The organism is Litchfieldia sinesaloumensis, from assembly GCF_900156865.1.
GTDB classification, from domain to species: Bacteria; Bacillota; Bacilli; order Bacillales; family Bacillaceae_L; genus Ferdinandcohnia; species Ferdinandcohnia sinesaloumensis.
Genome location: NZ_LT732529.1, coordinates 4,483,664 through 4,508,729, shown reverse-complemented (window position 1 = coordinate 4,508,729; position 25,066 = coordinate 4,483,664). Strand labels below are relative to the sequence as shown.

Below are 25,066 nucleotides of genomic sequence, written 5' to 3'. Positions count from 1 at the left end.
TGTTTCTCCCCCCTACCCATGTTGTTGATATACTAATATATTTTATTTTAACGCATTTTTGATAGCTTAAAAATACTATTTTTACAAATATTCTTGCATTTTATTTAGGTTACGTATAAAAGCCAGCCCTTTTAAAATAAAGGCTGGCTTTCATGTCATAATACGTTACCGGTCTTTTGCTTCTTGATACAAGCCTTGTTCGTATTGGGCCTTGGCATCTTCTAGTAATTTCTCTCCGCCTTTGCTCTTCCACTCTTCCAATACTTTTTCCCAATTAGAGATTGGCTCTGCACCTGTTATCATTTTTGCAATATGTTCCATCATAAAATCATTTGGACCATCGATATTGTTATCTTGTAATGCAGGTTGATTGGTTAAGGTTTGCAATGGTGGTTCAAACACAATCCGCCCTCTTCCTTCTTTCATAAGAATATCATCATAAATACTCAATAATTCTTTTCCTTCAGGAGTCAACTCCAATAATCCTTTTGTATAAGTTGCATCACCGATTAACCATAACCAGCCTGTACGGAATGCCTCCCTGTTAACTCCATCCTGTGATTCTGGATCATTATAATTGATTTTCCCAGCCTCTTTCGTATAATCCGTACCTTCAATACCATACGTAAAGAATTCTTCGGCTTCTTCTGATACCATCCAATCAAAGAACTGAATAATCTTTTCGGGATTCTTTGCTTCTGAATTAATCAAGAAGGTTCTAAGTGTATTACTGTACAGAACATATCCACCTTTACCATCTGGGCCAACTGGTGATGGAATGATTGCAATATCTGCATCAGGTACACTTTTTTGCAAAATTTGTTCCCAAGAATTAAGGACATTGGCATTTGCTGACCACATACCACCCTTACCTGATTGAATGATGTCTTTATATTGGCTTGATTCTTGAGTTAAAAACTCTCGATCGATTAAGCCTTCATCATACATAGTTTTATAGAAATCAAGAGCTTTTGTCATATTTTCTACATCAAGATACTTCGGAACTGGATCTCCTGATTCATTTAATTCAAACACAGGTTGAACATCAAAGGAACCAAAGAATGTATCCGAATAGCTTAAGCCTTTTCGTGCTACATATGGCTGTTCGACTCCCATCTCTTTAAATGCACGTAATACCTCCAGTGTTTCCTCTGCTGTTTTAGGAATTTCTAAACCAGCTTTGTCTAATAAATCTTTTCGAATGAATGTTGCTCTTCGTGCTGGATTAGACAATATTTGTGGGATTGCATAGATTTTTCCGTCTTTATAACGATGTGTTTCCCAAACTTCTTCAGGGATAAATTTCTTTAAGTTTGGACCATGTTCTTCAATCAATTCATCCAGCGGCATGAAAACACCTGCTTCAACCGCTTGTTCAAGTGATTGTCCAGAAGAGTAGTAGTTGTTCATCCCTTGTACAACATCGGGTATATTACCAGATGCAAACATAAGGTCCATTTTTGTTCGATAATCATTATGGTCCATTAAACGAATATCAAGGTCCGTATTTGTTAATTCTTCTAGCTTTTTAACAAGTTCATCTTCGTTAATATTTGGAGAGTTTTCGATATACGGTAATGCAAGTGTACGTAAGGAGATGGAGATTTCTGTTTTCTCCTGAGACTCATTGTTTCCTTTGTTCTCCTTGTTTTCTGAATTTGATGTTTCTCCTGAACTACAACCAGTAATAAATAATGTTGCAGCTAAGATGGATGTCAAAAGCATATTCCTGCGTTTCTTCAACTTCATAACTACTTTCCCCCTAATCTTTTTTTGTTAATATGAATATAAAACTATAGTTACTCTTTAACCGACCCTAGCATGGAACCCTTTACAAAATACTTTTGTAGGAAAGGATATACAAGTAGAATTGGTAAGGTTGCAAATATAATCGTTGCCATCTGAATACCCTCAGGAGAGCTTAATGCCATTGATGTTAGAGTAGCTTCTGTGTCAACCATCTCATCAGAAATAATCATATTTCGTAACTTTACTTGAAGTGGGTACAATGTAGGGTCATTGATAAAGTAAATGGCAGTTTGATAACTATTCCAATGACCAACCCCATAGAAAATTCCTAGTGTTGCTAATGCAGGTTTAGATAATGGTAAAATTATTTTAAATAAAATCCCTAGTTCTCCAAGCCCATCAACCCTAGCAGCATCAATTAGTGTGCTCGGGATATTCATAAAAAAGGATCTCATGATAAAAAAGTTAAATGCACTTATTAATCCGGGTATGACTAGCGCCCATAAAGTATCAATCATTTGCAAGTTCTTTATCACTAAGAACGAAGGAATTAGAGGGACGGAAAATATCATTGTGAATAATACCATTAATAAGATTAACTTTTTCCCTTTAAATTCTGGTCTTGATGTGGGATAGGCTAACGTTGCTGTTGCAATCAGGTTTAATAATGTTCCACCAACTGTAATGAGAACAGAAATCCCAAACGCTCGCCAAATTGAATTGTCTTGCATGACATATTGAAAGTTGTTCAAGGTAAACTCAACTGGCCAGAATAATACTTTTCCATTTGTTATTGCTTCGACTGAACTGAATGATTTTGCAATGATATGGAGAAATGGGAGCAACATACTTAACGATAGTAATGTGATAAATAAAATATTAAAACTAGTAAATATACTTCCACCCAAGCTTCGCTGTTGCTTCATATATATCCCCTTTCTTAGAATAAACTGTTCCCTGTAAATCTTTTACTAAGGAAGTTAGCAATCAGAAGTAAAAATAACCCAACTACTGATTTCAAGATACCAATAGCGGTTGTAAAGCTATACTGCGCTTGTTGTAATCCCACTTTGTAAATATAAGTATCAAGTACCTCACCATTTACTGTATTTAATGGGTTCAGGAAAACATAAACCCTTTCAAAACCAAAGTCTAGGAAATTACCGATTTGTAATAAAAAGAGCACACAGAAAGTTGGTAGAATAGCAGGTATCGTGATGTGGATAGTTTGCTTCCAGCGGTTAGCACCATCAACTTTTGCTGCCTCATATAATTCTGGGTTTACAGCCGTTAACGCTGCTAGGTAGATAATCGTTCCCCAACCAACGCTTTGCCATAAGTGAGCAATAATTAAGATTGGTCGGATAAAATGTTCAGAGCCTAAGAAATAAATGGGCTCTCCACCTAGCCATTGAATAAATTGATTAACAATTCCTGTAGATGGAGACAAGATTCCGATAAAAATCCCACTAATAATGACCCAAGATAGAAAATGTGGCATGTATATAACGGTTTGAACAATTCTCTTGTATATCGCCAGGCGCAACTCATTCAACATCAATGCTAGGATAAGCGGTGCTGGAAATACCAAAATATCGTAAAAACTTAATAAGAGTGTATTTTTTAGGATTCTCAATGCATCTGGGTTCACAAATAATGCTTCAAAGTGCTTTAGACCCGCCCATGGGCTATCAAATACACCTTTGAAAATGTTATAATCTTTAAATGCGATAACAGATCCCATTAAAGGGATATATTTAAAAATAATAAAATATAAGATTCCCGGAATGGCTATGTAATACAACATCTGGTATTTTCTTAGATGGGCGATAGTGGATTGTATCTCATTTGAAAGCTTCGACTCTTTTTTTATCTTTGATGTATGATTGTTATCTATTACTGTTTCTGAATTTTTCACTCATTCAAGTCTCCTTTCAACTAATTCTCAATTGCGCTCAAATTCTTAATAAATCAATTTGGTAACCGCTTTCAAAAGGTGTGATTGAATGATATCATCTACATCTCGATTATTGTTTGTCTGAATTTTAGGCCTATTGTTGTTTTTTACGAAATTAAACTAGGTCCTTCTATTTCAATGTATCTAAGCAATTAAAAACTGGTCAAACCCTATAGGTTGACCAGTTTTTAATTAATTATTTGCTTACAACAATTGCCTGCTCCTGTGCTTTCAAGCATAACTCAGCTGCTTTAAAAGCATGTTTTTGTGTCATAGCATTTTCAGTACGGTTAATACAATCTAAAATGAGTTGTCCGAAGAATGGGAATCCAACTTCTCCACGTAACTCATAATGTTTTTCACCTTCTTTATTAACTAAGAAAAGATGATCACCTGACTCACTTTTAGCAACATCGATATACTTTCTTAATTCAATCGTACCTTCAGTTCCTGTAATAAATGTACGGCCATCGCCCCAAGTACCAAGACCATCAGGAGTAAACCAATCCACCTTAAAAATGAAAGTAGCGCCATTTTCACCAACTAGTGTTGCATCACCATAGTCCTCTAATTCTGGATACTCTGGGTTATTGTAATTCCCCACTTTACTATGAAGAACAGTTGCATCCTCATTACCTGTGTAATATAAAAACTGTTCGATTTGGTGGCTTCCGATATCACATAAAATGCCCCCATATTGTTCTTTATTAAAGAACCAATCAGGACGACTGTCGGCATTTAGGCGGTGTGGACCAAAGCCTGTTACTTGAATAACTCTACCTATTGCACCTTGTTTGATTAGATCTCCCGCGAAGACTGCTGCCTCAACATGAAGTCTTTCACTGAAGTAAACCATGTATTTCTGGCCAGTGCGTTCTACAACTTTCTTCGTTTCCTCTAATTGTGCTAAAGTGGTGAATGGAGTTTTATCAGTAAAGTAATCCTTACCTGCCTCCATTACCTTAATTCCTAGTTCACTACGTTTATTCGGAATAGCTGCTGCTGCAACTAATTTAATTTCTTTATCCTCTAAAACCTGCTCTAATGATTCAGCAACTTGTACTCCAGGGAATGCTTCAACAAATTTTTCTACCTTTTCAGGGTCCGGATCATAGACCCACTTCAATGTTGCACCTGATTCCACTAATCCGTTACACATACCATTAATATGCCCATGATCAAGGGCTACTGCTGCAATTGGAAACTCTCCTTCTTTAACAACCGGATTGGGTTTCCCTTTTGGGGCATAATTCATTCCATCTTTACTCATTGATCTATCACTCCTGTTATTTAATGTAGAAGAAAATGCAAGAGCACCTGAAAATTGATCATCACCAGGTGCTTGCTTATACATTTTACTTAGTTTTCTATGTCTAGCTCAGGCGCATTGCGCTTTTCTTATTAAAACCAGTCAGCATATCCAATTTTTCTTAAATGGTTAGCTGAGACTTCAAGACATTCGAATGGGTCACGACCGTATGTGTCATCTTGTTCGATTAAGAAATATTGAACGCCACTTTCCTTACCTGCTTCAATCATAGATCCAATATCCATGTTTCCTTCACCAAGTTCTGCGAATTGAATAATGTTTGAGAACTTGTTCATGAATCCAGCCATATCCTTCATGTCATCTGGATTGAATTCAAACTTACTAACACGGTAATCTTTTAAGTGAAGTAATGAAATACGATCTTTGTATTCTTGAATAATTTTCACAGGATTTTCTCCAGCACGTTGAATCCAGTGAACATCCAATTCAAAGCCTAGTTTAGTTGTGTTTTGTTTAATAAGATCTAATAAATAAACACCATCATATTTTTCAAATTCAACATGGTGAGTATGATAATATAACTCAATTCCATGCTCAGCTAAACGGTGTGCCATTTTTTCAGCTCTATCAATGAAGCTCATAATTTTTTCTTTATCACCCATAACTGTAAATGGAAGCATACCAATACGGACAAAATTACAGTCTAGTGTTTTACAGTCATTTACAATTTTTTCAAAATGAGTTGATAACGCCTCGCCTGGAGCACCTTCAAACATTGGCTCTAACCCTGCGGATAATGCTGCGATTTTTATATTAAATTCTTGGCTTGCTCTTTTTAACTCTGCTACATTTTCTTCAGTCATAGGAATTTGTGAAACCTCTACAGCACCAAATCCAAGTTCATGAATCTTTTTCATGGTTTCATAAACACCAAGTTCTTCTACTTTTTGCTTAAGCATCATCATTTGAACGCCAATTTTACCTTTTGTCATTTGTATACCTCCATTTTGATTGGAATTTTAACTTCTGAAGATCTTCTAATTGCACTAATCATTTCCATCGACTTTTGGGCATCTTGAACATGGATATAATCATCGGTGTCATTAATAATTGCATCATAAAAATGATTGATTAATGTATCATGACTTGCACCATAGTAGAACTTGCTTCCTGGAAGCTTAGAATCCTCTACTAATCTTTCTTTCACACCGTCACTATTTGTAATCGTAAGGACACTATCCTTAATCGTTAGTTTCCCTTTTTCAAGGATTACTTGAAACTCTACAGAAGAATTCGTTGCATATGTTGTTGTTGCAAAAAACAATCCAGTTGCACCATTCTTAAATTTGATGTTAGCTACTGCTGTATCTTCTACTTCATATCCGTAATCAAGTAACTGATCAATTGATCCACGAATTGTTTCAATTTCTCCACCAATGAGTTGCATCAAATCCAGCGTATGAATGGATTGGTTTATCATGACACCACCGCCAGCAAGCTTCATTTTGCCACGCCAAGGTTTAACGTCATAATAGGATTTTGGTCGGAACCATGTAACAAGACCTTTAATTCCGGTAACCTTTCCTAATTCACCGCTATCCACAATTTCTTTTAACTTAATGAAGGTTTCGTTTAAGCGATTTTGCAGACTCACACATACCTTAACATCTGGGTGCTGTTCTGCTAAATCAACGACGAACATCCCTTCCTCTGCACTTCTAGCTAGTGGTTTTTCTAAAAAGACATTTACGCCCTTTTCCACACATGCCTTTGTTGCGGAGTAATGGGCATAGTGTGGCAAACAAATATGAACACAGTCTAAACTTTCTTTTTCTAGCATCTCATCAAGATCTGTATAAAAGTTTACATTTTCTACCGTACTGCGGAGTTCTTCATTTGTATCGCATACAGCAACTAATTCTGCTTTTGAACTATTTTGTATGGAGGGGATATGAATTTTCGAAATATCACCTAAGCCGACAACAGCTACTTTAAGCATAGTGTTCCTTCCTCCTCTATCTACGAGTGAAGATGAATAACTAGAAACCTGGTATCGCGGTTTCTAGTTACTTCTTTTAGTTATTTTTGAATTGGATTCTTTTTTTCTTCTTCGATGCGCTTATTTAACTCTGCTAAATAAACTTCTTCATCTACTGGAATTTCGACTTCTTTACCAAGGAAGCTTGATAAGTGAATTGCATTTGCTAGTTGAACACCGTTGATTCCGTCGCTTCCTGGAGCAATTAGAGGAGTTCCGTCCAAGATGTTGGCTGCAAAGTTTTCTAATACAGAAGAGTGTTGAGCACCCCATACGCTTTCAAACTCGATTACTTCTTCAGTGAAAACTTTATCATCAGATTGTCCCATGAAAATTTTCATGACGTCTTGCATGCTCATGCTGTCGCTCATTTCTTTTTCCGATCTTGTTAAGCGTTTAATCGTAACTTTCTTACTGTCATCAACAACGATTTTTCCTTTATCTCCAAGGATTTCAAAACGGTCTGTACCTACAATATCATGTGTACATGTAACAAAAACACCAGTAGCTCCATTACCGTAATCAAACATAGCAGTAACTTCGTCTTCAACTGCAATATTTCGTTGGTAACCATACTTAACGTTTGAATACACCTTTTTCGGCATTCCACAAATCCATTGAAGAAGGTCTAATTGGTGTGGAGCTTGGTTAACTAAAACACCTCCGCCTTCACCTTCCCATGTTGCTCTCCATGCACTTTGATCGTAATAACCTTGTGGTCTCCACCAAGTTGTAATAATCCAGTTTGTACGACGGATTTCACCGATTTCACCATTATCAATAATTTCTTTTACCTTTTTGTAAAGTTCATTTGTTCTTTGGTTGAACATGATTGCGAATGTTAATTCTGGCTTAGAAGCAGCAAATTCGTTCATTTCTTTTACTTGTTTTGTATAAACACCTGCTGGCTTTTCAGCTAATGCATGAATATCTCTTTTTAGTGCTTCAATTGTCATTTCAGGGTGTAGATAGTGTGGTACTGTTGTTACAATTGCATCCACATCTCCGCTTTCCATCATCTCGATATAATTCTCATAAAATGGTACATTCGGATATTTTTCTGCAGCTTCAGCCTTTTTGGCAGGATCGATATCACAAATTGCTCCGATTTCCATATTCGGTACTTTTCCCTCTGCGATAAATCCAGCATAAGCTCCACCTTGTGCGCCTAAACCTACAATACCTAGTCTTACTTTTTTCATATTTTTTCTTACTCCCCTTCTTCTTTTATTTGTAATTTGCGATAATCCTTTGGGGTCATCCCAACTTTACTTTTGAAATAACGACTGAAGTGTGAGGCGCTTTCAAAACCACAATCAAAGGATACATCCTTTAAAGGTTTATCCGGTTCCAGAGCAAGCATATATTTTGCTTGTGTTAACCGTGTCGCCATTAAATATTCCATCACTGTAAACCCAGTTATTTCTTTAAATAGATGTGAAAGATAGGATTTGCTTAAATTAAGCGACTTTGCAATTGAATCAATTGTAAGTTTCTCCATATAATGTTCCTGAACAAAGGTGACGATATTCTCGACATAATCCGTCTTATCATCTTTTGTATCAGGTTTTTTATACGAGTTTGCTCGTCCCATCTTATCAATTAGTATCAAGATCTGGATCATGATAACCTTCATTTCAACTTCTGTAGCAGCTACTTGATTCTTATCTGACATTCTATATAATTCATCAAGCCGACAAATTAATTCCTCCAATTTCTTCGATTGTTGGTTTTCATTTGTCCGAATCAAACAGTGCTGTAATTTCCGAAATACGTCTAATAAGTAACCCGCATTCAACTCTCTTAAAACGGTTTCAATCCAATGCGGAGAGAAGTGAACTGTACTTCGGATATACTCTTTTTCCGGAGAAACAATGGGTTTGTGTAACGTTTTTCCATCCATCAAGAGGATATCACCGGGTTCCAAATCATATATCTGATTTTTTATCAGATAACGGCAGGTTCCACTATGAAAAAAATAAATTTCATATTCTTGATGTGAATGATAGTCTAATATAAATTCTTGCCTACCGCTTAATCGGTATATTGGCAAAATGGGATGTTTCACAACTACCATCCTTTCAATCAATCTTGATGTTAAACTTATCTTATCATAATAAAAGTGAAATTATTTGACTGAAAGCACTTAATTTTCTTCGAAAATTGACTGAAACTGCTTTGAGTTTGACATTATGGTGAAATTTTCTTATTTGTATAAGTTAATAAGTTCAACGTTTGTTACGATGATTCTTAGAACCCTCCCCTTTTTGCAAAAAACAGTTATAATTTCATCATAAAATTGTTAATTTCGTATATCTAAGTTTCAATATCTGTTATAATTAGATTATCTACTAAACCAACTAATTTAATGTAAGCCTTTTCAATAAATTTTGACATTTTTGATTGCGATAAACAATCGTAATTGACATAAAGGAGCAAAATAAAATGGTCACTGGGGACAGTTCATATATCAAAAAAATAAATCGTAGTTTAATAGTACAAAAAATAATAGAATACGGTTTAATATCACGGGCAGATTTATCAAAGATTACAGGATTAAATAAAGCAACAGTTTCTGTACAAGTCGCAGATCTCTTGCAGGAGGAATTAATTTGTGAGACACAATTAGAGCAATATTCAATAGGTCGAAGACCAATTATGCTCTCTATTAATAAAGATGCAGGATACGTGTTAGGGATAGATTTAGATTATAAATCTATTACGTACACAATCTCTAATCTCAATGGAAATGCCGTTTTTGAAACGGAACAAAAACTAGATACGGATGATTATGATACCATTGTTCAGATTATCATTAAGAAAATTAAAGAATATCAGCTAGAGTTTTCAGACAGCCCCTATGGTCTCGTAAATGCCGTAATTGGTATCCATGGCACAGTAAATAAACTAGATGAAAGTATACGTTTTAATCCAAGATACAAATGGATTCAAAAAAATATTAAAGAGGATCTACAGAAAGAGATAAGAATACCTCTATTCATAGAAAACAATGCTAATTTATCTGCATACGCTGAAAAGGTTTATAAGCATCATCTTAGCAATAACTTGCTTACTGTCATCTTAACATCAGGTATTGGATCAGGGATGATTATCGATGGAGATTTGCACAAGGGTTATCACGGTTACTCTGGCGAAATGGGCCATATGATCATTTATCCAGATGGAGAAGCTTGTAGATGTGGGAATCACGGGTGCTGGGAACTATATGCATCTGAGCCAAAATTATTAAGAAAATTAGAAGACGAACTCCAGCTAACCAATCTAACTATAGCTGATATACAAACTTTCTTAGAAGATGGCCATGTAATTGTAAAAAGCTATTTTGACCAATATTTACGATATATTTCGATTGGCCTTAACAATATTATTAATCTATATAATCCTGAAACAATTGTGATGAACAGCCAATTATTAAAAATCTACCCTGAAGCAGTTGAGAAATTAAAAGGACTCCTAATTTCATCTGTTGGTGAATATGGAGAACTAGTACTCTCTGACCTTGGTAATCGTTCTTGTGTTCTCGGAGCTTGTGCACTTGGAATACAACATTTCTTAGACGTTCAAGAAATCCGATTAACATTACCTGAAAGAACAGAAACGCATACGGAAAAAAGCCCTGTCTAATTGGAAAACTGACAGGGCTTTTTTACCTAAAACAATATCCTTGCTAAATAAATCATAATTGACACGGTTATCGAACTAAATATGGTTGAAAATAAAACAATTTGCGCAGCAAATCCCGGATAGTTATTATACTCCTCAGCAATAATTGCACTATTGACAGAGGTAGGCATACTAGAAGCAATAAAAAGTGCTTGAGCAAAAACTCCTTCGATATCCAATAGATAAATCAGCCCCAGTGCAATCGCAGGTCCAACGAGTAAGCGAAAACCAAGACTCCAATATACCTTTGACAAACCAGCTTTGAAATCAATTTCAGCAACCTGTGCACCCAACGTAAATAAGGCAATTCCAACCATAGCATCAGCAATATAGTTCGCAGGAACCCAAACAAAAGACGGAATTGGAACAGATAAATAGTTCAATAGAATACCAGTTAACATTGCATAAAGCACAGGCATTTTTAGGTAACCTTGCATTGCTTTTAGTTTTCCAATTTTAGCAGATTGAAGTGAAAATACACCATAAGAAAAAATTAAAATATTTTGCAAGGTAAGGACAATCACCTGAATGGACATTGCAAATGGGTCTCCCTTAAAAACAAGGTCATTGACAGGCACACCATAATTTCCTGAATTAAAAAAGATTGCACTATTGGAAAATGTAATCGTTTCTCCATTTTTAAGGCCAATTACCCTTGCTGCAATCGTTGAAAGTACATAAAGGATGACAATAATAATAATAAAAAATAACAGAACAAAGCCAAACAATTGAAAGGATAATTCCGTACTATATAATTTAACGAAAATAAAGGCTGGTACCAAAAAGTACATATTTATTTTTGCTAAAGTTGGTACATTCATCTTAAACTTTCTTTGAAGAATATAACCAATTGCAATAATGATAAATATCGGTAAGATAATATCCCTGACTATATTTACAAAATCAATCATTCTTCACACTCCTTCCATAGCATTGTACATGACCTGGAAAAGAAAATGGCAGTTTTTAAAAAATTCTCAAAAACCGCCACTCCAATTATCTTAAGGTTAAATACTATATTTAGATTGAAAAATAACGTTTTGCATTCTCGTAGCAGATGCCCCGCACGTATTTTTCTAATAGAGCCATGTCCTTAGGTGCTTTTCCTTGATCCACCCAAGTTCCTAGAATATTACATAGTATTCTTCTGAAATATTCATGTCTTGTGAATGAAAGGAAGCTTCTTGAATCAGTCAGCATTCCAATAAAGTTGCTGATTAAACCCATACTTGACAGTGTTCTCATTTGGTCTTCCATACCATCTAATGTATCATTGAACCACCATGCTGTACCAAATTGTACTTTTCCTGGTACTTCTGAGCTTTGGAAGTTACCAGCCATTGCAGCTAATACATTATTGTGATTTGAGTTCAAGCTATATAAAACAGTCTTTGGTAGTTTGTTTTGTACTTCAAGTGCATCTAGAAGTCTAGATAATTTATCTGCAATCATAATATCGCCAATCGAGTCATATCCAGCATCAGGACCTAATTGGTTAAACATACGAGTGTTATTATTTCTAGTTGCACCGATATGAAGCTGCATTACCCAGCCTTTTTCAGCATAAAGCTCGCCTAATGTCACCAATGTATATGTCTTGAATTGGTCAACCTCTTTCCCAGAAAGCTGATCACCTTTTAGTTTTTTCGCAAAAATCGCTGATACTTCTTCCTTCGTTGCTTCTTCATAGAATAGTACACTTAAACCATGGTCAGAGCTCTTACAGCCTTGTTGATCAAAGAATTCAACACGTTCTGCAAGCGCACTTAAAAACGCTTCATAATTTTCAATGTTTTGGTTTGTAACTTGACCTAATTTTTCAACCCACGCACTGAAATCATCTTTTTCAATGGTTAAGCCTTTATCAGGACGGAATGATGGAGAAACATGAACTTTATAGCCTTCATCCTTGATTTTAATATGACTTGCTAAGTCATCGGTAGGGTCATCTGTCGTTCCAACAAATTCAATATTGAACTTATCGAAGATAGAACGTACGGATAATTCAGGTGAAGATAATTTTTTATTTGCTTCCTCCCAAATAGCTGGAGCAGTTGTTTCATCTAATAAATCATCGATGCCGAAGTAACGTAAAAGCTCCAAATGAGTCCAATGATAAAGTGGATTTCCAATAGTGTTTGGAACAGTTTTTGACCATGCCATGAATTTTTCATAATCTGATTTGTTACCTGTAATATAATCTTCACTTATACCATTCGCTCTCATTAATCTCCATTTATAATGATCGCCACCAAGCCAGATTTCAGCTAGATTACTGAAGTTTTTGTTCTCTAAGATTTCAACTTGGTTTAAATGGTTATGGTAGTCAATAATTGGTAAATGTTTCGCGACATTATGATACAACTCTTTTGCAGTATCATTATACAAAAGAAAATCATCGTTAATAAATGTTTTCATTTCCTTCATCCTTTCAAATATCTAGCATGAGCTAAATTATTAACAGTATACTAATATATTCCTAAAACAATTATACATTAGTTCGGTTAGTAAACAAACTATTTACCTACTACTAATAATAAGAGAAAACGCTTTTATTTTCAATAGAGATATTATGGAATTATTATACAAAATAATAAAGGAATACGAATCTCTCATATTCCTTTATGTCTTTTCTAAAGATCTATATTTATATTCCCCTGGGGTCATTCCATAATACTTTTTAAATGTTTTTGAAAAGTAACTTTTATTGTCAAAGCCTAACTCAAATGCAATTTGCTCAATTGATTTTATCGAGTGATTAAGTAACTCTATAGCCTTTGCCATTTTAACTTTCGTTACATATTCGATAAAACCTTCTCCCGTTTCTTTCTTGTACATTCGACTAAAGTAACTTGAATTCAAGTGCAGATGTGTAGCTACATCCTTCAAGGATATTTTCTCCCCTATACGGGTTTGTACATATTTTTGGGCCTTGATAATATCATCATTTCTACTGGTCAAATCAATAGATTTTATCTGTTCAATAAACATATAAAAGATTTCATGTAACACTGATTCCATATGTTCAAATGTTTCCACCTGCTGAATAAGCTGGTCAGAAACAGTTATTGCTACAGAATGTGCTTCAAAATGTTTTAGTGTATTTAAAGATAATTTAATATCAATTATCAGCTTGATTGCCCAATCTTTTACCGATTCTGGTGAATACTTTCTTTCTTTTATTTTCCTTAATTGTTGTGAAATACATTCAATAATTTCACTTTTTTCTTCCCTTAATAAGAATTCCTTAATTTTTTGCGCTATCTCTACATAATCTCGAAAAATTGAATCTCTTGTATACATAATTGGACTGAAATAATGGATGCTATCATACTGGTAATAAAAACGTTGATCTTTGTTTTCAAGTAACAATCTCATGTTATCTATTAATTGCTGTTCCTCTTCATTTTGTGAACCGATGACCGTTGTAATGCTAACCTTTAAGAAGGCCCGAATTTTTCGATGTATTTCTTTTACAACGGATTCTATTGTGCGCTGGGCTTCTCCACTGTTCCTGTCCTTCAGTGGAAAAAGAATAAAGAACTGGTTTTGTATGAAGAATATCTGTACTTTTTGTTTAGAATTTGCTAGTACTTCTTCTACCAGGTTATTTATACTAAACTGAAGTGAAGTCTCATTTTCATAATGCTTCATTACATCCTGAAAATGATCAATAAAGCACAGTACCGGTGTATAATACATAAATGAGAAGTCGATTCCTAGAAGTTCCTTCTGCTCTCTCCACCATCCAGTCTTTTCTAGATTATGTTCCTTCATTAGTGTTTCTATTAACTTAGACTTAAGAGTAAGATTATTTCTTTCTAAAAACGTGGAAACTCTTAAGTGCTCATTTAGTATAATTTGATCACGGTCCAATTTTTCTTTAAGTCTTTCAAGTAGTACAGTTATACTTTCCTCTTCCATCGTTTCCTTTAATATATAATCATAGACTTCTAACTTTAAAGCTTGTTGTGCAAATTGGAACTCGCCATGACAAGAAAGGATAATATGATGAGCATTTTCCTTATGACTTTTTAGTTGTTCAATTAATTCAATCCCATTAAGTTTAGGCATTCCTATATCCGTGACTAATACATCATATTCATGTTCCCTCAAATAGTCTAAAGCAAGAGTACTATCTTGAAAGTGAGCAATAACTTTAAAACCATACTTCTCCCATGAAATAAATCTCTTTAAGAACTCAATTACGATTACATCATCATCTACCAAGACCACTTTATACAATTGACTCACCCCTTATGAACTGGTATATGAAAGATTACCGTCGTACCTACACCTTCATTACTATCTATTCCCATATGAAAATCATCTCCATAGACTAATTTCATCCTTTGATAGACATTTTGTAATCCAATTCCATTGAATGATTGATCATTTTTATCATATTGCTGATTAGTTGTCTGATAGACCCTTTCTTGCAATTGTTTTAACGTAACCTTGTCCATCCCTTTACCATTGTCTGTAATGTATAATTTTAAATGTGTGTTTATCTGTTCAGCGGCACTTATTTGAATTGTCTCTTTACGATTATTATTGCCATGAATAATTGCGTTTTCAATTACAGGTTGCAAGAAAAACCTTGGCACATTTATAGCAGATGCAATTTCACCTACGTCAATCTTTAGCACTACATCATGTTGGTGACGGAAATTCATCAATTCTACATAATGCTTTACAATCGATATCTCTTCATCTAATGGAATAAATGCATTATTACGATTTATTGTCATCCTCAGTAAAGCGGATAATGAATAAATTAGTGAAGCGCTCCCATTATTTCCCTCCATCTTAATCTTTAAGCGTATTGCATTTAATACATTAAATAAAAAGTGTGGATTAATTTGAGCTTGGAGCATGTCTAATTCTGCGTTCCTTTTGGCCTCTTCCTGTATTTTTATTTGTTCAATCATTTCCTCAATTGTATCCAACATATGATTAAAGGAATGTCCTAACTGAGCTACGTCGTTACTTCCTGAAAGTTGGATCCTAGCTGATAAGTCCCCCTTTTTGATCGCTTTTGTGACAGAGTTTAATCGGATAATTGGTTTCGTGAATTCACGCACGAGCATAATAAGTCCAATTAAGAACAGGACCAAGAATCCTCCTTGAATAAGAATGGTCGTTCTAGTAACCATATTGATTGATCCAATCGTGTCCTTATAAGGAACAAGGCTAACTAATCTCCAATCCGAATAGGATACTGGGTATGAGACCATTAGATGCTTCTCTTCTTCAAAATTAACGATTTGATAATCAGAGTCCCTTAATTCGTATGGTAATGTGGTTCCTATTTCATCTGTATTTAAACTCGAATAAACTTCACCATTCCTATTTGTCAAATAAAACTTAGCACGTTTTTCTATCTGATATTGACTAAATAGTCTTCTTATCTCATTTTCTTTCAAACTTATGATTAAATATATATTTGATGAATTTGCTTGTTGTATTCTTCTCCCAATTGTAAGCAAATATGGGTATGTATCTTTCTCTGATTGAATATAGTTATCATGTGCACCTAGCCAGTAGGTCTCATAAAAACTTAAGCTCTCTACCTTCTCAAACCATGAGGTTTCCTTAAACTGTAAAGGATCAAAATTCACTAAAGAATAGTTGTTGTAATATAAGTCATTCTCAAACAAAATTGTAATATAGAGGGGCATTAGTAATTCGGTAATACTTGATAATTCATTTGATATATGGATATAGTTAAGGGCAATCTCTTGTTTTATGGTTGGAGAATCTGCATTAATTAGCTCGTGTGATTTTAGTAACTGACTCATATTTGAATCAAATTGGATATAGTTTGATGTATACATAATATCATCAAAAATATTCCTTATTCCTAGTTCAATCATTCTTAAATCATCTTCCGATTGTGCTGCGGCACGCTGCTCTAAAACATCTTTCGTAAAGTAGTTTGAAACAATAAACGTACTAACCCAAGGTAATAATATGCAAATGATAACTGAGATCATTAACCTTGTTCGTAAGGACATTTGGTTTACTTTTTCCCATAATCTCTTCACTGCTGATCTCCTTCATAGTAAAAATAAATAGAGAGAAAACGAGTGTTTTCTCTCTATTATATCATGAATATTCTAACTATTGGTTAGCATCTACAAGTGCCTGTATTCTTTTTTCTACATTATCCATTGTTTTATCTAAATCCTGCTCACCAAGGAGATATAATTCAACCTCTGCAGTATATTCTGTATCCGCTTCTGTAATATATGGTGGCGGTGCAATTGGTTTAGATGGTTTTGCTTTGGAAAGAGTAGACTTCAAGGAATCCATATGAATTGCCTCAGGTTTTGCAGTTCCATTTACTACTGTTTCTAACATACTATCAAAATCTGCTTCAGCCCAAGACGGAATCCAAATTCCTTGTTCTAGAAGACCCTCAGTTGACAACCAACGCATGAAGTCATATGCCTCCTGCTTATGTTTTGAGGATTTTGCGATTGAAATTAAGTCTCCATTCATCGGTACTAGACCTTCGTCACTTGCATTATTTTTTGGCCATGGTGCCCACGCAATTTCAAATTCTGGTGTAAATTGGCCCCATTCTGTTACCATATAACTTCCGATAGGAATCATCGAAGCTGATTGACTAAAGAATTGCTGACGATAATCCATTTTTTGAGATAAGATTTCAGTAAATGGAACAGAAGACTTATCCACGTTTTCTAATTGATTACGTAATTCGAGTGAAGCACGAAGCATCGGATCAGTTGCATTTGAAGTACCATCTTCATTTAATATCATGGTTCCCTCTGATTTACTCATCAATTTCAATGATGAAAACAAGTTATGCCATGTGTGGAAGTAAGAACCGTAGTGTTCGTCAGTTGTTAGCTTTTTCGCATATTCAGCATAGTCATCCCATGTCCAATCTGTAGGAATCTCCAAGCCCGCTTCATCAAGATGTGCTTTATTCATCATCACAAGCATGGTCACATTTTTCATTGGCAAACCATAGTACTTACCATCCACGGATGGATAGGTGTTATTGTAAACAGTATTAATATCAATACCCTCTGCATCTAGATATTCATTGATTGGTTCAACTAGACCTGCGTCTATACGTTTGACTAAGTCACTTACATTGGAAAACAGAATTAAATCCATATCATCTCCTGCTGAGGCCATTAAATCCAATTGTTTAAAATAATCGCGTGAATTCATATTTTCAACAAGCGGTATAGACTCAACCTTGATTCCCGGATTTGCTTCTTCGTACTTTGAGATAACACTTTCCCATTTCCCTACATCTTCATTCACCCAGTGGACAAATTTTAGCGTTACTTCTTCATCAGTTGATCCTTCACCTGTTGAAGCATCATCTTTTTCAGAACAAGCAACTAAAGCAAACATTGCGAAAAAGCCAACAAGTAATAATAACCCCCATCTTTTCATCTTTAAACCCTCCCTATAATTTTTGTTTTGTATATCAACTCTCCCAATCTAAGCTAAGAGTACATACCGTTTTACCCTTTTACCCCACCCAGCTGAATTCCTTCAATGACGTTTTTCTGTCCGATAATAAAGATAATTAATAATGGTAAGATTGCCGACACAGAAGCTGCCATCATTAAGGAATACACGCTACCATGTTGATCCGAAAAACTTTGTACACCGAGTTGAATGGTATATAACTCTTTGGAACGAAGAAATATTAATGGATTCTGGAAGTCATTCCAGGTCCAGATAAACCGTAATATCGCATAAGTTGCAATTGCCGGCCTTACTAAAGGCAGTGCAATCGAAGCAAATATTCTAAGATGACCTGCCCCATCCATTCTTGCTGATTCAATAATTTCATTACTAATTCCGAGATAGAATTGGCGAAGCATAAAAGTACCAAATACACTAAAACTATTTAATAGTATGAGACCTGTGTGTGTATCGTAAAGACCTACCCATCTATATAGTAGAAATTGTGTTACTAACAATGTTTGAGGCGGAATCATAAAGGTCGCCAATACAATTAAAAATATTAAATCCCTACCTTTAAAATTGATTTTGGCAAATCCATATGCTGCTAAACATGAAACCGTACATGAGATTAAGGTAGTTAGAACAGTAACTTTAATAGAGTTCCAGTATAAGAGTATAAATGGCATTGAGCCTGTCCAGACCTCTTTATAATTTTCAACTACATTCCACGTTTCTGGGATCCATTTAATCGGAAATGACAATACATCTTCTTCTACTTTTAAAGAAGCAGAAATCATCCACAAGAATGGCATTAGAAAAGCAATTCCTAGTAGAATCATTATGACTGTCGTGAGTAATTTACGCATATCTAATTTTGCTACCATCTGTACTGCTCCTTCCTATTTAATAATTTACCCATCTTTTCTGACCAACAAATTGGATATAGGTAATAATTAGTATGATGATAAACATTACTAATGAAATAGCTGAAGCATAACCTGTCTTTAGTTCTATAAATGCCTGCTGATATAAATAAACAACTGGTGTAATAGTTGAATTTGCTGGTCCACCATTCGTTAAGACAATAATCAGATCAAATACTTTAAAGCTTGAGATAACACCGGTAACAAACAATAAGAATGTTGTAGGTGACACTAACGGAATTGTAATTTTGGTAAATTGGGACCAAGCTGTAGCACCATCAATTTGTGCAGCCTCATATAATTCCTTAGGGATATTCTGCAAGCCTGCCAAATAAATGATTAAATTAAATCCAATTCCTGTCCAAATCATAATTAACATAACAGATGGCAGGGCATAAGTGACGTCTGCAATCCATGCAGGTGGATTATCAACCCCGAGCGATATGAGTAATTGGTTAATTGGACCTTTTGTTGGATGGAACAACACCTGAAAGACAACTGCTACGGCAACAATGCTCGAAATAAACGGCATAAAATAAATCACCTTAAACAAATCCTTTAAGTAGACATACTTATTGATAATAACAGCCAATCCTAGAGATACTATTAAAGTAATTGGGATGGCTAAAATTAAGATAAAGTTATTGATTAAACCCTTAATGAACAGTGCATTCGTAAATAATTTGGAAAAGTTCTCAAATCCTATGAATCTAGCATTCTGGTAACCAGATACAAAATTCCAATCTGTAAAACTTAGAACAAACGAAGAAAGAATCGGAAATAAAACCAATACAGAAGTACCAATAAACATTGGTGCTACAAATGCATATCCAGCAAGATTCTCCTTCCATCCACTAAAAGGACCACTCTTTCTTTTTTTGGCTCGCACATGATTTTTCGCTTTTTTTACGATCTCTGTCTCGAGCTTTGCTTCACTACTCATAATCTTTCACCTCTTCTTATTGAAGATTAGTAATCTAAATGTAGTCTAAGTATAAAATTTGAAATCGCTTTCAACAACGAATAATTTTTACACTATTGGCAAAATTTTTACTACATTTCTACCCCTTATTTCAACTACAAGACAGTTTGTTACTATTAGAGCTTTATTTTTACCTTTTTGATAAATTTTTTACCTTCTTAGAAAAAATAAAAACGCTATAATCTATCACGTGATATAGTTATGATAAGGAGGGGTACTATGCAATTAGGTGCATTTTCAAGTTCAGTTCTTACCTTTTGTGAATGGGTGGCGAGACTTGCATATTTAAATATCCTGTGGATTCTATTTACATTAAGTGGTTTTGTGATATTGGGATTTTTCCCAGCTACAATTGCAATGTTAGCTACACTAAGACAGTTTCTAATGAAGAATCATCCACCTGTTTTTAAGACCTTTTGGGGTTATTATAGAAAAGAATTTTTAAATAGCAATAAATTAGGATTATTTATTAGCGTTATCGGTTTTATTTTGTATATGAATATACGCTTTTTAAGTTCTACTTCTAATGAGATTTCTACATTTCTTTTTTATTCAAGTTTGATTATGAGTTGCATTTATCTCCTTATCATTTGCTACACCTTAGCTTCCTTTGTTGAATTTGAACAACCTTTAGGTACTCATTTAAAAAATGCACTTCTAATTACTATCTACAACCCGATGCCTAGTCTTTTTATTATTTTTGGATTTGCCGCGGTTTACTTTGCCGTTGCCAACATATCTGGATTAGGATTCTTTTTTGGTATCAGCCTATTAGGTCTAGTGATTCTTTCTTCAGCAAATCTCGCTTATAAGAAAATCGCAAGGAAACAAGAGGAATTAAGTAATCGGGTTGGAGGTTAGTTTAAACTCGAGGATAAATATAATATGAAAAATAAGGGACAGTTTCGGTGTCCCTATTTTAATTTGGTGAGTCAATTGTCACCACTAAAACTTTATTGTTCTAAATTCCTCAACGAATTCATTGGTATTCTCCGCTAGCTCTTGTAAGAGATGATCTAGATTATTTCTATTACCACTGTTAACAGCCATAATGACTTCTTTCGTAAGTTCATGTACATTCTTATGTGGTATATACATTTTCCGTACTGTTTCGTGTGTATGGTCCGTTTGATTTAAGGATTCAAGCATTCTTCCAAGGTTACAGTCCATGTAATCTCCTAAGCTATTTTCATTTAGTTTTACAAATCCACAAGCAACATTATAAGCTTTCCATTTAAAGAGTAAGTGGTCAACCGTCGCTACCTTTTTAATTTGCTCTTCTTTTAAATCTTTAAAATAAGGCAGTGCCATTTCCTTAGTATCCTGCAGCATACTACTTACATCATAAATTCCTTGTCCTGTTTTAATACATACCTCATTCAATGCTTGCGTTTGAACGTTCAACTCAGAAAGTTGCCCTGTAATTTCCTGTGTTGTTGCCGATTGCTCCTCAACATTAGCCGATATTTCTTCAAACACTGTTGAAATACTTCCTAATGACTGCTCCAATTGATTCATTGAAAGTACAGCCTGATTAATTTGTTCTTTACCCTTAGTAAAAACTGTAACTGCACCAGTAATTGTTTCTTCTGATGCTCCAATCTCTCCTCTTAGTTTCGTTACCATGTCTTTTATATAGTTAGCCGATTGTTTGGTATTGTCAGCTAATTTTTTTATTTCCGTTGCCACAACAGAAAAACCTCGACCGGCCTCTCCAGATCTTGCAGCTTCAATACTAGCATTTAAAGCTAACAGATTGGTTTGCCCCGCTACATTATTAATAATGTTCACGACATTTTCGATTTCCTTTGTGACTTCTACAACGTTCTGCATTTTGTCTTGAACAGCCTTTATCTCCTCAAAAGATTCATTGATATACTTAAAAGAATCATTGATTGTATCAAGAGAATTTGTTGAAATAGAGATTGTTTCATTTGTTGTGATTAAAGAATTCTGAACGAAATCAGAAATTTGTTCAATTGAAGCACTCATTTCCTCACTACTAGCTGCCACGTCATCCATGGATGATTTTTGAATAGAAATATAGTCCACCATATCCTTCACATAATCCATTTGCGTAACAAACTCCATAATTTCAATGTTTTTGAGGAATTGTTCCCTAATTTGAGCGTTTTTTAGTTCTAATAGCTTATTAATCCATACCTCTATTTCACTATCGCCTGATAAATATGGAACATCCTTTGACAAGCCATCATAGTTTTCATTTTGTTTATAAACTTTTTGTAGTTCTTCTACCAAATAATTTGAAAACGCTTCCTCTTTATTGATTTCTTCTTTTTTTCTAGTTAATAGAAACATCTTCTTTCCCCCTATTTTATATGCATTCTAGTATATTTATATATTTAGTATACCTCCCAAACAAAAGACTTGCTATTAAAATTTTGTGCAATTTCTCAGAAGAATGAAAAGTGTTAAAAAAGAGCCTTTCCGAAAATCATTGAAAATGACTCTTACGGAAACGCCCTTATTTGGTAGGGTTTTTCGAACGATTAACCCATTAGCTACAGTTGAATCGGTCTTCCTTCTCGTGCAGATTGATACATGGCTAGCACCAATTGAAGTGATTTTTTTGCTTCCAATCCAGTAACTAGAGGTCTACGATTAGCTGTTATTGCTTGAACAATATCTTCATATTGTCTGATAAAGGATGTTAAATTTGTGGATACGTTCTTTTCTTCCCTCTTTTGCAAGCCACTTTTAAAATTCCAAGCCTTTATATTACCATTTTCGATAACGACACTTCCATCTGATCCAAATATATCAAGAGTTGAAGAATATCCAGGATATGCTGTCGTATTTGCCTCAATTAATCCGAGTGCACCCGACTTGAATTTCACAGTTGCAACTCCTATATCTTCAACCTCTATTCGCTCATGTGTCCTTGTAGCGCAATATGCGTGAACCTCCTCAACCGGGCCCATGATATAAAGAAGTAAATCGATATAATGAATGCCTTGATTTATGAGAGGTCCCCCTCCATCCATCTCCCAAGTTCCACGCCACTTGCCACTATCATAATACTCTTGTGAACGAAAAATGGTTGTTCTAGCTGCACCAAAGTTCAATTGTCCAAGTTCACCATTGTCAGCAGCTTCTTTCAGATTGCGCGTTGCATCATTAAACCGATGCTGAAAGATGCAACTTAAGGTAACACCTGCTGTTTCACATACTTCAATCAGTTTATTCGTACTCTCAATGGAAACATCAATAGGTTTTTCCACAACAACATGTTTCCCCGCATTTGCAGCAATTATCCCAAGTTCGGCATGTGTTCCATGAGGTGTGACTATACAAACAGCATCAATTCCTGAGGAAGTTAAAAATTCTTGATAATCTGTAAATGCCTTAAGATTATACGTATCTCCTAACCTATGAACAGTTTCTTTATTCCGAGAGTAAATTGCAATTACTTCTGCATTTTCCGTTTCTAAAATACTCTTGATATGTGTATTCGCTATATGCCCCGATCCAACGATTCCAAATTTTACTTTCGTAGTCAAGCTCATCCCCCCACCATTTTGTGTAAACGTTGTCAGTTTAATTATAGGAGGGGAACTTCATGATTATCAATAATAATAAGTAGGTAATCTGCTATGCTTTGTGGTTTTAGATTAATGATTGTATGACTGCTGCAATACTCAATGCCAATCCAATGAGAATCAAAAATGAAAAAACAGCTAGCTCAATCATTTCCTTTTTCTTTACAAGCTTTCGTGCTTCCCAGAAAAAGACTGAAAAAAATAGAAGTATTACTAAAATTATTTTAGCCATTTTCATAATTCCTTTTAAATTTCATTTGATTGCTTACTTAAGCCGATTCTTTTGATGGAAACCGTTGGCTTAATGTCTACCGTTAGTTGTGAAAATTCCTCTTCCCAGTTTTCTCTATAGATTGAGTTCCATTGTTTGGGATACTTTTTATAAATAGCTTGACCAAAGCCAAAAATATCAGATTGGTATTCCTTCTGCACAATATCTATAACACTTTGGATTCTATCACTAATTTCAGATTCAACTTTACTTTGGAGGTCTTCAAGTATCTTGGAATCATCTAAATTTAATGTTGAGTCATTTTCCATAACATTCATATTTGCATTAACATTAATTGTTATTGCTAATTTACCATTTTTCATTTGCGGGTTAATCTTCACTTCAGTTTGAACAATATCAATACTAATATTTCCATCTCCGTCTTCCTCTGGGACTTTGACTGTAATAACCCCTTTTTCCATTTCATTGCGGATCCATAATAATCCACGAGTTGTGGATTTGTCTAGCCATCCTACCAGCTTATCATCTTTAAATACTGCCGTCCCATTAACAGCCTGTCCTTCCTCTTTCCCGTTCTTATCTCCAACTTCTAATGGTGTGAGTGTGAGTTCAGGCGCAAATGGCTCCATTCCATCCATAAGCAGCATGCTCAAAAAGTCTCTTACATAAACTGTTAATCCAGCACTTAATTTAATGAGTTCCTTTGTTTCTTCAGCAGAAACACTTTCTAGCTTTGGCATGGTTTTGATGAATTCCGCAGCCTCTCCTTTTGTCAGCATGACAAAACTGTTAATACGGGGTTCGTGATATCTCGAATGAAAATCAATAATATTACTCACGCCTTTTTTAGCCATTTCTTCTCCGATTAATAAAACCCTGCTTTGTGAAAAGAAAATACGTCTTGAAATTTTCAATTGTAAATTTCGGTAAGCCTCTGAAAGTGTTTCTCCAGTCTCGGATATAATATACGTACTTTTTCCATCGCTACTACCAGTTCCACTAGCACCGGTTGGTCCCAGTGCTGATGGAATTGCCACCTGTAGTGACAAGCGAATTTTATCATCTTTAATGAGATCTAATCCGATTGCAGTAACAACGGCTATGTCATTTACCTCTAAGCGATCCCAACAGCCTGTTAATACATTCATGGTGACTACTAAAATCAGAAGCAATCTCAGCTTTTTCATGTACACATTTCCCGTCCTTTTGTACT

Annotated in this window: 21 protein-coding genes; 2 read left to right on the top strand and 19 right to left on the bottom strand. The window is 34.9% G+C overall.

Features of this window, described 5'->3' with window-relative positions; translation table 11 throughout:
• Positions 1 to 165 precede the first annotated feature (165 nt).
• The 8 genes from CZ490_RS21885 to CZ490_RS21850 all read right to left on the bottom strand — a co-directional run bounded on the left by CZ490_RS21885 (position 166) and on the right by CZ490_RS21850 (position 9,082).
• On the bottom strand, positions 166 to 1,749 hold the full coding sequence (locus tag CZ490_RS21885) for an extracellular solute-binding protein (RefSeq protein WP_234987279.1): 1,584 nt from the start codon (positions 1,747 to 1,749) through the stop codon (positions 166 to 168).
• 50 nt (positions 1,750 to 1,799) lie between these two features.
• Positions 1,800 to 2,675 carry a carbohydrate ABC transporter permease gene (locus CZ490_RS21880; RefSeq protein ID WP_077620846.1) on the bottom strand — a complete coding sequence of 292 codons (876 nt, stop codon included), beginning with the start codon at positions 2,673 to 2,675 and terminating at the stop codon, positions 1,800 to 1,802.
• Between the two features lie 14 nt (positions 2,676 to 2,689).
• Entirely contained in the window at positions 2,690 to 3,667 is a 978-nt protein-coding gene (locus CZ490_RS21875) for an ABC transporter permease (protein ID WP_407639796.1), read from the bottom strand.
• A gap of 235 nt (positions 3,668 to 3,902) precedes the next feature.
• On the bottom strand, positions 3,903 to 4,976 hold the full coding sequence (locus CZ490_RS21870; protein ID WP_077620845.1) for a Gfo/Idh/MocA family protein: 1,074 nt from the start codon (positions 4,974 to 4,976) through the stop codon (positions 3,903 to 3,905).
• 131 nt (positions 4,977 to 5,107) lie between these two features.
• On the bottom strand, positions 5,108 to 5,968 hold the full coding sequence (locus CZ490_RS21865) for a sugar phosphate isomerase/epimerase family protein (protein WP_077620844.1): 861 nt from the start codon (positions 5,966 to 5,968) through the stop codon (positions 5,108 to 5,110).
• Entirely contained in the window at positions 5,965 to 6,975 is a 1,011-nt protein-coding gene (locus CZ490_RS21860; RefSeq protein ID WP_077620843.1) for a Gfo/Idh/MocA family protein, read from the bottom strand. The genes CZ490_RS21865 and CZ490_RS21860 overlap by 4 nt, the downstream gene beginning before the upstream one ends.
• A gap of 80 nt (positions 6,976 to 7,055) precedes the next feature.
• A complete protein-coding gene (locus tag CZ490_RS21855; protein ID WP_077620842.1) occupies positions 7,056 to 8,216 on the bottom strand; it encodes a Gfo/Idh/MocA family protein in 1,161 nt (386 codons plus the stop codon).
• A gap of 8 nt (positions 8,217 to 8,224) precedes the next feature.
• Entirely contained in the window at positions 8,225 to 9,082 is an 858-nt protein-coding gene (locus CZ490_RS21850; protein WP_159440006.1) for an AraC family transcriptional regulator, read from the bottom strand.
• Positions 9,083 to 9,459: 377 nt separating this feature from the next.
• Between CZ490_RS21850 and CZ490_RS21845 the strand changes: the two genes are divergently transcribed.
• Positions 9,460 to 10,659 carry an ROK family protein gene (locus tag CZ490_RS21845; protein WP_077620840.1) on the top strand — a complete coding sequence of 400 codons (1,200 nt, stop codon included), beginning with the start codon at positions 9,460 to 9,462 and terminating at the stop codon, positions 10,657 to 10,659.
• Positions 10,660 to 10,685: 26 nt separating this feature from the next.
• On the opposite strand, the gene CZ490_RS21840 is transcribed toward CZ490_RS21845, so the two are convergent.
• From CZ490_RS21840 to CZ490_RS21810, 7 genes are all read right to left on the bottom strand, one after another.
• The gene (locus tag CZ490_RS21840) at positions 10,686 to 11,609 is read right to left on the bottom strand and encodes an AEC family transporter (RefSeq protein ID WP_077620839.1); all 924 of its coding nucleotides are present in this window, start codon (positions 11,607 to 11,609) and stop codon (positions 10,686 to 10,688) included.
• Positions 11,610 to 11,718: 109 nt separating this feature from the next.
• Positions 11,719 to 13,116, bottom strand: a complete 1,398-nt coding sequence (uxaC, locus tag CZ490_RS21835) for a glucuronate isomerase (RefSeq protein ID WP_077620838.1) — start codon at positions 13,114 to 13,116, stop codon at positions 11,719 to 11,721.
• 204 nt (positions 13,117 to 13,320) lie between these two features.
• The gene (locus CZ490_RS21830) at positions 13,321 to 14,934 is read right to left on the bottom strand and encodes a response regulator transcription factor (protein WP_234987327.1); all 1,614 of its coding nucleotides are present in this window, start codon (positions 14,932 to 14,934) and stop codon (positions 13,321 to 13,323) included.
• A 14-nt stretch (positions 14,935 to 14,948) separates the two neighbouring features.
• Positions 14,949 to 16,745, bottom strand: coding sequence for a sensor histidine kinase (locus CZ490_RS21825; RefSeq protein WP_077620836.1), 1,797 nt, complete (start codon positions 16,743 to 16,745; stop codon positions 14,949 to 14,951).
• Between the two features lie 76 nt (positions 16,746 to 16,821).
• Entirely contained in the window at positions 16,822 to 18,135 is a 1,314-nt protein-coding gene (locus CZ490_RS21820; RefSeq protein ID WP_077620835.1) for an ABC transporter substrate-binding protein, read from the bottom strand.
• A 71-nt stretch (positions 18,136 to 18,206) separates the two neighbouring features.
• Positions 18,207 to 19,040: a carbohydrate ABC transporter permease gene (locus tag CZ490_RS21815; protein WP_077620834.1), complete on the bottom strand. Its 834-nt coding sequence runs from the start codon at positions 19,038 to 19,040 to the stop codon at positions 18,207 to 18,209.
• Between the two features lie 19 nt (positions 19,041 to 19,059).
• Positions 19,060 to 20,022 (bottom strand): carbohydrate ABC transporter permease, encoded by a 963-nt coding sequence (locus CZ490_RS21810; protein ID WP_077620833.1) that lies wholly within the window; start codon positions 20,020 to 20,022, stop codon positions 19,060 to 19,062.
• 258 nt (positions 20,023 to 20,280) lie between these two features.
• On the opposite strand from CZ490_RS21810, the gene CZ490_RS21805 reads away from it, so the two are divergent.
• Positions 20,281 to 20,922, top strand: coding sequence for a YesL family protein (locus CZ490_RS21805; RefSeq protein ID WP_159440004.1), 642 nt, complete (start codon positions 20,281 to 20,283; stop codon positions 20,920 to 20,922).
• Positions 20,923 to 21,006: 84 nt separating this feature from the next.
• On the opposite strand, the gene CZ490_RS21800 is transcribed toward CZ490_RS21805, so the two are convergent.
• From CZ490_RS21800 to CZ490_RS21790, 4 genes are all read right to left on the bottom strand, one after another.
• On the bottom strand, positions 21,007 to 22,380 hold the full coding sequence (locus tag CZ490_RS21800) for a methyl-accepting chemotaxis protein (protein WP_077620831.1): 1,374 nt from the start codon (positions 22,378 to 22,380) through the stop codon (positions 21,007 to 21,009).
• 203 nt (positions 22,381 to 22,583) lie between these two features.
• The gene (locus CZ490_RS21795; protein ID WP_200801620.1) at positions 22,584 to 23,582 is read right to left on the bottom strand and encodes a Gfo/Idh/MocA family protein; all 999 of its coding nucleotides are present in this window, start codon (positions 23,580 to 23,582) and stop codon (positions 22,584 to 22,586) included.
• Positions 23,583 to 23,688: 106 nt separating this feature from the next.
• Positions 23,689 to 23,853 (bottom strand): hypothetical protein, encoded by a 165-nt coding sequence (locus tag CZ490_RS22445; protein WP_159440003.1) that lies wholly within the window; start codon positions 23,851 to 23,853, stop codon positions 23,689 to 23,691.
• 14 nt (positions 23,854 to 23,867) lie between these two features.
• Positions 23,868 to 25,040 carry a Ger(x)C family spore germination protein gene (locus CZ490_RS21790; protein WP_077620829.1) on the bottom strand — a complete coding sequence of 391 codons (1,173 nt, stop codon included), beginning with the start codon at positions 25,038 to 25,040 and terminating at the stop codon, positions 23,868 to 23,870.
• Positions 25,041 to 25,066: the final 26 nt, after the last annotated feature.